Here is a 6,186-nt window from a genome sequence, read left to right on the forward strand (position 1 = left end):
TAAGTATCACGCAGGCAGCGAATCGGCGCAGGGTTCCAGGCGTGCCCCCGTGCGGCACAGATCACCTGCCCAGACCCACCATTTTTTCTGACGCACCGCGGATTCGGCGGCCTTTGCTGCCTCCGGGCTGTCAAACAGGGCGAAACAGGTCGCGCCCGACCCGCTCATCCGCGCAAGGCGACAGCCAGGGGCCGCACGCAGGGCGTCCAGCACGGTCACGATTTCAGGGCAGATGGCGCAGGCCGCATCCTGCAGGTCATTGGTCTGCGCGGACAGATCACGCACCATGTCCGCCAGTGTCTTCCACTGCGCGGGCAGGCCGGCACGCGGCGTGAAGCCGGGCGCACGTGACCTGAAGACCTGCGGGGTGGACACGCTCTGCCCGCAATTGACCAGCATCATACCACAGGGGGGCAATCCGGGGGCCGGGGTCAGTTCTTCCCCGATTCCTTCCATGCGGGCAGGTATCTGGTCCAGGCACACCGGTACATCAGCTCCCAGACGGGTCGCCAGCACCATGAGATCGGCACGGGAGATGGACAGGCCCCATGCCTTCAGCAACAGCCGCAGCGCCGCCGCCGCATCAGCCGACCCCCCGCCAATGCCAGATGCCACGGGCAGTTCCTTGCGCAGCACGATCTCCACATCCGGCAGATGACACGCCACATCCGGCCCCACATGCGCGCGCAGCAGCGCGCCCGCGCGTACGATCAGGTTATCGGCGCAGTCATCCTGCAACCCCGGGGCGAACGTCCCCTCGATCCGCAGATCAACCCTGCCCCCGCGTCCAGTCCCCTGTTCCAGCCGCAGTTCATCAGCCGCACCTGCGAACACGGCAAGGCTGTCCAGCAGGTGATAGCCGTCATCGCGCCGTCCCGTGACATGCAGGTACAGGTTGATCTTTGCATGGGCCAGTTCGCGTAGCGGGGACATCAGTGGTGGGTTCCATTTGCCTGTGAAGGGGAAGATGCGGGAGAAAGCGCGGGCCGCAGATCAGCCGGAAGTGCTATGCCGGGACGGGCCGCATTGGCCTGCCATGCCTTGGCATAGGTCAGGGCCGCCGTGATCTTGCGCCGGTCCATGGGATCGGGCTGGAACTGGATGGCGTTCTGCCATTCATTTACCGCTTCCAGCCTGCGACCCGCCATCCAGTACGCAACGCCAAGGTGGTAATTGATGGCCGGGTCCTGTGGCATCTGCTCGGCAGACTGTTCCAGCAGCGGCAGGCCTTCGGCCACGTGGCCAAGCCGCATGAGCACCCAGCCCACGCTGTCGCGGATCTGGTTATCGGACGGGGCCAGCGCCAGCGCACGCCGCAGGTAGGTTTCCGCCTGAACGGGATCTCCGCCATGTTCAACCATGGAATATCCGAGGTAGTTCAGCAGTTCAGCCTCGTTCGGCGAAAGCTGGAGGGCATGCAGCAGCAGCGCGCGCGCCTGTGGCCAGTGGTTCTGCCGCTCCTGCGCTATGGCCTGACCGAACAGCAGCCGCCAGTCATCACCTTCCAGCTGGTGGGGGGTCAGGGTCACGGCATGCTGGTAGGCATCCAGCGCTTCCGCCCATTTCTGCTGGTCCAGCAGCGCATCACCAAGGCTGGACCACAACATGCGGTCATCAGGGGACTGCCGCAGCAGGTCGCGCAGTTCCTGCGCCGCCTGTTCCTTATGCCCCATCACGACATCAAGGTCGGCCTGTTCGGTACGGTAGACCGGCAGCAACGGGTCGTCCGCCGACGCGCCATCCAGCGCCTCCCGCGCCTGCCGGTCCTGTTTGCGCAGATGCAGCATGGAGGACAGCAGCAACCGGGCTTCCGAATCCGCCGGGTCCAGCATCAGCGCCATGCGCAGCATCATCTGCTCGGTGCCGCGCAGGGTGCCGATCTCCATCGCCATATCGGGCGGCTGGTGATCATCATCCGGGCCGTCATGTGTATAAAGCTGCTGATCGATCAGCAGGGCGACCAGCCCGTATGCCTGCGCCAGCCCCTGCGTTGCATGGGTCACCACCGGGCGCTGGATCATGGCCATGATGTTGGCGCGCGCCGCTTCCAGCACCGGCATGCCCGCGATACGCTGATTGACCAGCGACTGCGCATCGGCCTCGTGCCCCTGCGTCACCAGCCACCGCGCCATGACCAGCGAGGTAAACAGGTCCCCGCCCGTCATGCCGCCAGCCTGCCGGAACAGTGCATCAGCCCGCATCTTCTGGCCCGACAGCTGGGCGACCAGCGCGGCATGAAGGGTGTAATATCCCCCCAGCGTACGATCCTGCCGGGCGGTATCAAGGGCGGCCAGCGCTTCATCCGTCCGGCCCGCGCCCTGCAATGCCCATGCGCGCAGCAGCGGGCGCAGCAGGGTCATGATCTGGTCGGCAGGCGCACCCTGGTAGCTTGTCAGCGCCTCATCCCATTTTCCCGCCAGGGCCGCGGTATTTCCCAGCACCAGCGCGGACATCACGCCGGGTGTCTGGGTACGCGCCAGGATTGCGGCCTCCGGGCGGCCCGCAAGGATGCTGTAATAAAACGCGCGTTCGCTGAACAGGTGATATGCGGGGGCCAGCCGCGCAGCATTGCCAAAAGCCTGCGCCGCGCTGGCGTTATCACCCTCGCTGGAGGCAACGCTGCCGACAAGCAGGCTGGTGGCCAGGTCCTGCTGTCCCGCGTGGATGATGGCTTCATCCGGGGTTGCTGCGTGTATTTCGCGGTTGGGAATCCCGGCGATGAGCGGTACAACAAGGGAGGCCACGACCATGCGTGACAGACGAGGTAAGAGCATGACGCCAGAATCTACCGCGTGCGGCGTCCGCTGCCAAACCCTGCGCATGAGGGCAGGACGGCGCGTGCATGCGTTGCCTGTGCGGGATATATCCATCCGATGACTGATTCCCTGTCCCTGTTGCGCCTGTATGTCGAATGGGGCGCCGATGACGCACTGGACCCCTGCCCACATGACCGGTTGGCATCCGCACCCACAATAGACGACCGTTCCCGACCGACACAGCCCCCCCCCATACAGCCAGATGCGGGGAATGGACATAAAAAACACCGCCCGACGCCGCCCCCGCCACGCGGGTCCGCCACCCTGATCGATCAGGCCGTGACAACGGCGCGGGCGGCGGCACAGGCCGCGCGCACGCTGGCGGAACTGCACGCCGCCATCCGCGATTTCGGGGAATGCAGCCTGCGTGACACCGCAACCAACAGCGTATTTGTCGAAGGGCCGGCAGAAGCCCCGCTCATGCTGATTGGCGAAGCCCCCGATGCGGATGAAGATCGCAGCGGCCACCCCTTCGCGGGGGAAAGCGGGGCGCTGGTCAGCACCATGTTCGCCAGTATCGGTATTGAACAGGCCAGCCTGCTGCGCGCACCGGTCATTCCGTGGCGGCCCCCAGGGGGCAGGCCGCCTTCCGCCGCCGAAGCGCGGATATGCCTGCCCTTCATCCAGCGCGCGATCGTGCTGGCGCGCCCCGCGCGCGTGGTCCTTATGGGCAATCTGCCGGTGTCGGTCCTGCTGGACCAGCGCACCACGGCGGCACGCATGCGTGGCCGGTGGCGTGACCTGCCCCTGCCTGCCGAAAGTGCGGATAAGGGGGCAACCCAGCCCATGCTGCAGGCGTTGTGCATGCGCCATCCACTGCAGTTGCGCGCCAGCGCCACAGCCCGCCGTGACGCATGGAAAGATATGCTTCTGATCCGCGAAGAAATCGGCAATATTCCTTTAAGATCATAAAATGTATTATCATAATCGTTCCAGGCCATTAGCTTGGAACAAAACAGATATTCATTGCACATCAAGTATATGTTTTTCACTGTTTACATATAGTTCCCGCATCTGTTCTGAAAACTTATTTACCGCCCTTCAATACGATATCTATTGCTTTCCATTCGCGCAGGGCTTACATCCGGCTCCGCTATGCGAGGGACAATCAATACCCCCCATCACGCGGTGACGGCCTTTCTGGCTGGCGCCGCATTTCTGGCAGGGGCAGCGTTCGCGCCGCTTCGTGCCCAAACAGTGGAAGCCGGCAGGGCGGATCAGGATCCTACCCCCCACGGTGACCATAACGAGGAAACGGCGCTTGCCCTTCCGCGCCTGCCCGCACATGGCAGCGCCGGGCTGCCGCGTCCCCTCACGCCCGATGACGTAAGCCGTATCCGCCGGGTGTTCCGGCTGCAGGCTGATGGCAAGTTCGATGCCGCCATCCGTGAAACGGCCACCATCCACGATGATACCCTGCTGGGTGACATCCTGGCCGCGCGTTACCTGAACCCGGCCTACCACGCCAGCCCGGGACAGCTGCGGCTGTGGCTGCGCACGTTCTCCGGCCTGGCTGATTCGCCCGCGATCTATTCGCTGCTGTCGTCCATGCCCAACCGGGGTGGCCCCCTGCCCCCGGCGCCCGCCCATAACGCGCTGGACAGCAGCCACCCGCCACAGCATATCCACCTGCCCGAGGAGGATGATCCCTCCCTGCGCGTGTTCACCCGCAACAGCCTGCTGGACCATACGGTGCGCGATCGCGCCGCACAGGGGGTGAAGGGGGCACGCAGCGCCCTGCACCTGATTGCGGTGACGCCGGGCATGAACGACCTGTATGCCGCGCACCTTCAGGCGGAAATCGCCATGACCATGTTCAGCAGCGGTGAAAACCGGCTGGCCATGACGATTGCACGCAACGCATTTGAAAGCTCCGGCCAACGGCTGGGGCTTGCAGGCTATGTGGCCGGTCTGGCCGCATGGCGTCAGGGACGGCCCGACGTGGCCGAACCCCTGTTCGAAGCCGCGTCGCGCGCCAGCCTGACACCGGGCAGCATCCGCGCCGGCGCCGCCTACTGGGCCGCACGCGCCCATCAGGCGACGGGTGACGTGGCGGCTTACCAACCGTGGCTGCACCGCGCGGCCGCAGCCCCGCATACATTCTATGGCATGCTGGCGTCACAGATCCTTGGACTGCGCACGCCAGCCCCAAAATTCACCCGTACACCCAATACCATCGGCCCGAACGCCGCCATGACACTGGCGGCCGAACAGCAGACCATCCACGCGGGCAACCGTGTACTGGGTGAAATCGATATCGAGGCGGTCGCCGCCACACCGGCAGGACGTCGTGCCTTCGCCCTGCTGCAGGTTGGCGAGCGAGACCGGGCGGAAGCCACCCTGCGCCGCATGTGGCCCGATATCCAGAACGACGCCGCGCTGTGCCATTCCACCCAGATGGTGGCCGACGCCATGAACATGAAGGACCTGTCGGCCCAGATGCTCATGCTGATCGACACGAACGAAAGCGAGCACAGCACCTATGCCTCCCGCTTTCCCCTGCCGCCGCTGCAGCCCGCACATGGTTTCCGCATGGACCCGGCACTGGTCTATGCGCTGACACGGCTGGAATCCAATTTTGACAGCACCGTGGTTTCCGGGGCTGGCGCGCGTGGCCTCATGCAGCTTATGCCCGTGACGGCCTCCTTCATCACGCACGACAAGGACCGTTTCATCCGTCGTCCCGCAGACCTGCATGACCCTGCGACCAACCTTGATATCGGGCAGAACTACGTGCTGTACCTGGCCCAGCGGTCCACACAGAGTGGCGGGAAGCACGTACCCCCGGGTGGCGACATGATCCGCATGCTGGCCAGTTACAATGCGGGACCGTCCGCCATTTCACGCCACAACGCCACGATGGACGAAGGGGAAGACCCGCTGCTGTATATCGAAAGCCTACCCAATGCCGAAACACGTGATTACGTCCGACGGGCCTTCACCTTCCTGTGGATCTATGCTGACAGGCTGGGGATTGCAGCGCCTTCACTGGAAACACTGGCGCGCAATGAATGGCCCGGTTTCGATGCAGAAATCTCCATGACAGGCCATGCCGGCCACACCATTCACTAACAGGTCTATTACATTCATTGAAAAAAGGGGCATCCCCGGCAACGGGATGCCCCTTTTTTATGCTGGACTGCCTGCAAGACGTCTCCGCGTGGCGCTTTTTTCAAATAACTTAAAAGAACGCCACCTTTTCAAAAAAGACCGCACCCAGAAACTTTTTTCTTTTATCAGGGCCTGTTGGGAATTATCTTGAATTGATGATTGCGCCAACGAGATAGATCATGGCTTCGAATGATCTGTCTGTTTTTTCGCTGCGCATGGCGATGCGCTTGAACTCCTTGAGCTTGCAGAAGAAGTTCTC

4 protein-coding genes and 1 pseudogene are annotated in these 6,186 nt (G+C 63.6%); 2 read left to right on the forward strand and 3 right to left on the reverse strand.

What is annotated here, in order from left to right; all coding sequences use genetic code 11:
- Window positions 1–6 precede the first annotated feature (6 nt).
- Both MSKU9_RS09380 and MSKU9_RS09385 read right to left on the reverse strand, forming a co-directional pair.
- Window positions 7–933, reverse strand: coding sequence for a 4-(cytidine 5'-diphospho)-2-C-methyl-D-erythritol kinase (locus MSKU9_RS09380; protein ID WP_141261177.1), 927 nt, complete (start codon window positions 931–933; stop codon window positions 7–9).
- Window positions 933–2,750 carry a tetratricopeptide repeat protein gene (locus MSKU9_RS09385; RefSeq protein ID WP_141261214.1) on the reverse strand — a complete coding sequence of 606 codons (1,818 nt, stop codon included), beginning with the start codon at window positions 2,748–2,750 and terminating at the stop codon, window positions 933–935. The genes MSKU9_RS09380 and MSKU9_RS09385 overlap by 1 nt, the downstream gene beginning before the upstream one ends.
- Window positions 2,751–2,792: 42 nt before the next feature.
- Here MSKU9_RS09385 and MSKU9_RS09390 point away from each other — a divergent pair, with 42 nt between their 5' ends.
- Entirely contained in the window at window positions 2,793–3,728 is a 936-nt protein-coding gene (locus MSKU9_RS09390; protein ID WP_141261179.1) for a uracil-DNA glycosylase, read from the forward strand.
- Between the two features lie 183 nt (window positions 3,729–3,911).
- Window positions 3,912–5,888 (forward strand): lytic transglycosylase domain-containing protein, encoded by a 1,977-nt coding sequence (locus tag MSKU9_RS09395; RefSeq protein WP_141261181.1) that lies wholly within the window; start codon window positions 3,912–3,914, stop codon window positions 5,886–5,888.
- Between the two features lie 181 nt (window positions 5,889–6,069).
- On the opposite strand, the pseudogene MSKU9_RS18075 reads toward MSKU9_RS09395, so the two are convergent.
- Window positions 6,070–6,186: pseudogene (locus tag MSKU9_RS18075) on the reverse strand (IS5/IS1182 family transposase); the annotation flags it as partial.

Source organism: Komagataeibacter diospyri, assembly GCF_006538165.1.
GTDB classification, from domain to species: domain Bacteria; phylum Pseudomonadota; class Alphaproteobacteria; order Acetobacterales; family Acetobacteraceae; genus Komagataeibacter; species Komagataeibacter diospyri.